This is a genomic window from Drouetiella sp., from assembly GCF_059504425.1.
Map to the genome: position 1 here is coordinate 1 of NZ_JCACIN010000043.1, position 3,726 is coordinate 3,726.

Sequence of the window (3,726 nt, forward strand, 5' to 3'; positions counted from 1 at the left end):
ATCGGGATGCTCCTGTCCCAGCAGCCGCTGCCTCATCTCCAGCGCTTGCACATACGAAGGCTCTGCCGCCTCGTAGCGCCCTTGGGAAGAGTAGAGGTGTGCCAGGTTATTAAGACTGAGGGCGACATCGGGATGCTCCTGTCCCAGCAGCCGCTGCCTCATCTCCAGCGCTTGCACATACAAAGGCTCTGCGGCCTCGTAGCGCCCCTGGGATTCGTAGAGTGATGCCAGGTTATTGAGACTGCTGGCGACAGCGGGATGCTCCTGTCCTAAGCGAGTCTGAACTGAGGAGAGACATTGCTCATACCAGGGTTCTGCCTGACCATAGGCTCCCTGTTCGTCATAAAACCGACCTAGCCCCACATAGGGCCACAAGAGATCTGCATCTTCCACCCAGGCTTGTAGCGTCGTGGCTACCTCTGCCACATGCGGTATCGCTGGGGTGATGGAGACAATCTCTTGCTGGATGGGTGAAGCGGGAAGCTGCTTTGCGACAGACACCATGACCTGACAAAAGACATGCTTCAGCGCTGTCACTGGACTGGCTTGAGCGGCGGGTGCTGGCTCTCGTTGTGCTATAAAAAACTCACGGATGAGCTGGTGGAGCTGGTAAGTACCTGCCCCAACTCGTTGCAGCAAACTGCGACCCACCAAGTTACGGCGCTGCTTCTCCAGTTCCTCGCTGTCCCAATCTGGCAAACAGTGCTCGACCAAATCCCAGGGAATCGGCGCTAAGGCAAACAAACTGAGCAAATAGCTGAGCTGGCGAGCCGGTTCTGCTAACTCCTGCCAGCTCAACGCAAAGGCGGCTGCCACACTTTCATGCGTCGCCGTCATATCCGCCGATCGCTGACACAACGCTTGCGCCTCCAGCCGCTTTTTCTCCAAGCGCTGCTGCATTTTTGCCAGAGATAAATCTGGTTCTGCCACTAGATAGCGACCCACCAACTCCAACCCCAGGGGCAAATAGCCTAGCCATTGACACAGCCCTGGGGCGATCGCCCCCTCTGCAACCATCCGCTCTGTCCCGATCAGTCCTGCCAGCAGTTCCAGCGAGGCTGTTTCACTCAGCACTTCGATTTCTAACGTCTGAATCGAGGTGCCCAACTGCAAGCGAGTCGTCAGAAGCACCCGAAAGCGTGAGTCTGTTGGGGGCAGCGAAGCTTTAATCGCCTCGTAATCGACCACATCATCCACGATGACCAGCACTTCTCCAGGTATCCACTGCCGCCAGCAGTAAGCAACTTGCTCTGCCAAGGTCAAGCCATCGGGTAGCTTTAGCCCTAGCTTTGTTTGGGCAAAACTGGTGATCTCAGTGGCGATCTCTTGATCGCGCGCCCTCAACCAACAGATGCCACCGGGATAGGTGCCCTGCTGCAACTGAAAGTAGGCATACTGCCACGCCAATTCGGTTTTGCCAATCCCCCCCATGCCCTGGATTGCTGTGATTGCTAGGCGATCGCTCTGCTGGAGCTGAGTATGAAGCTGCTTCAGGTCTGCCTCGCGGCCCACAAACTGACTAGCACCACTGCGGGGAAGATTTTGAGGAATCCCGATCGGACGTAATCGCGCTAAGAGCTGCTCCAACAGAATTTGAATCTGGCTGTCATTCACCTGCACCCGTGGCCCAATGTAGGCAATCCCACCTTTCACTAGCGTTTGAAAGGCTGTGGTATCGCCCCAGTTGAGTTGCAGCATTCCTTCCCCCACGGCTGCCGCTAACGCCGGGTTGGCGGCAATCTGGGTTTGCACCTGCACCTGGAGCTGCTCTGGATTGAGGTTAGGGTTTGCCTGGAGCTGTTCTGTGACAAGGGTATAGAGCAGTTGAATCGGGTCTGACATGGGGGCTAAGCGTCAGGGGTGAGGGTGTAGACAAGGGCAAGTCAAGGCTGGATCTCAACGTTTAGGAGCTGGGTTTTAGGAGTTGGATTGAGCGGACTTGAGGACGGGAACGCAGTCGCCTGCCACTCCTGCCATGGCGATCGCATTGCAGCCCAACTGGTAGGCAAACGTGACCGACTCGCCTGCACCCAGGGCATCGTAAAACGCCACGGCAAATTCCAGAGCCGCTGCCCCGCTCATCGCGTCACTCATGCCAATCACAGCGGGAATATGTTGGGCGATCGCTTCTGCCTGGTTCTCTGAGTAGCAAGCATTCAACAAGACGCACTCGATTTGCTGGGCAAACAGAGCAAACAGTCCGGCGAGTGCCACAGGAGCTACCCATTGAACGTTGCCGATGTCATCTTCTAGCGCCAGCGCTCCGCCCGCTCCCGTCTGCCCAGAAAAATGGACAATCTGCGGCTTCAATTCCAGCAGTGCCCGCCGCACATCTCTAGGTCGCACTGCCCAGCGTTGCTCCAACACAAAGCGATCGCGCTGCTTGGCGAGCTGCAATCCTTCCCGAATATCCCGCACTTCTTGATCCAGGCGCTGCGGGGTCATGCTTTGGGGATTGGCTGCCAGAAACAAGATCGTTTTGGCTTCAGGTGGCTTATCTGCTGCCGGTTGCGACTGGATGTGCGTACTGCCGATATAGACCGTGCCGCCTTCGACGCGCGTTTGATATCCCGTGCTGTTGCCAGAGTTGTATTGTTTCATCCCATCTGAGGCGACCGGAGTTTTGGGCTGGGATGCGGCTGGCGCGATCGGCTCGCGAGCTGAAGTAAACGTCGCCACCACCGCTCGAATGCCTTGAGCCACATTGGCAAAGGCTTCATCCTCATTTGGCCAACGGGTAATCGGTTTGCCGCCCTTGGGCAGCGCCTGGAGCTTACCAAACGGACTCTGATCCCAGTTGTCCACAGGTCGCAGGATGATCGGAATCACGCGCGCGTCTCCCGCTTCGTGCCGTTCCAGCGCTCGCTTCATCTCAATGTCATAGCAGTAGTCGGAGGCGAGGAAGTCGGCGCTGATCAGCAGCAGAATGATTTGAGCCGTTTCTAAATGACGATCGAGCTGCCCTTGCCATTCCGTACCGGGTAGAATCTGGCGATCGTGCCAACCCTGGATCACGCCCTGTCGCTCTAACAGCTTCAGATGTTTAGCCAGTTTGTCTCGCAAGCTTTCATCTTCATGGGCATAGGAGAAGAAGACTTCGATTGCTGGAGGGGTGGGGGCGGTCATGTTTCCCTCTTATCGCAAGGATTAGCTGATTTATTTATAGCTTTATTTATAGCGATCGTTATAAGTCTTTTAGCTTGGAAACAGGGGAAGACGGAGCAATGAAGGCGTTTTCGTCTAAAAATGAACTGCTGCCTCTACGATTCTGCTTGTAGCTGTTGGATTAACTCTTGAGTCAATGGATCGTCAGATAGCGTTGCAGCTTGCCCTGCCTGAATTGCCTGCTTGAGCATCTCCAGGAAATTGTCTCTGAAAGTGGTTGTATTGGGATGGCTTTCACCCAAGGTTTGGATGGCAAGGGCGATCGCTTGCACCAGCAACGGCTCTGCTGCCTCGTAGCGCCCCTGGGATTTGTAGAGTAATGCCAGGTTACTGAGACTGGTGGCGACAGCGGGATGCTCCTGTCCCAGCAGCCGCTGCCTCATCTCCAGCGCTTGCACATACAAAGGCTCGGCATCCTCGTAGCGCCCCTGGGATTTGTAGAGGGCTGCCAGGTTATTGAGACTGGTGGCGACAGCGGGATGCTCCTGTCCCAGCGGCCGCTGCCACATCTCCAGCGCTTGCACATACAACGGCTCTGCCTCCTTGTAGCGCCCCTGGGAA

General features: G+C 56.1%; 3 protein-coding genes. All 3 read right to left on the reverse strand.

Annotated features, from left to right (window positions below; all coding sequences use genetic code 11):
* A partial coding sequence (locus tag AC5JMP_RS10675; protein ID WP_495851444.1) for a tetratricopeptide repeat protein occupies positions 1-1,842 on the reverse strand: 1,842 nt, incomplete at its 3' end.
* A gap of 75 nt (positions 1,843-1,917) precedes the next feature.
* On the reverse strand, positions 1,918-3,126 hold the full coding sequence (locus tag AC5JMP_RS10680) for a toll/interleukin-1 receptor domain-containing protein (RefSeq protein WP_495851445.1): 1,209 nt from the start codon (positions 3,124-3,126) through the stop codon (positions 1,918-1,920).
* Between the two features lie 134 nt (positions 3,127-3,260).
* Positions 3,261-3,726, reverse strand: a 466-nt coding sequence (locus AC5JMP_RS10685) for a tetratricopeptide repeat-containing protein (protein ID WP_495851446.1), incomplete at its 5' end; no start/stop codon positions are given.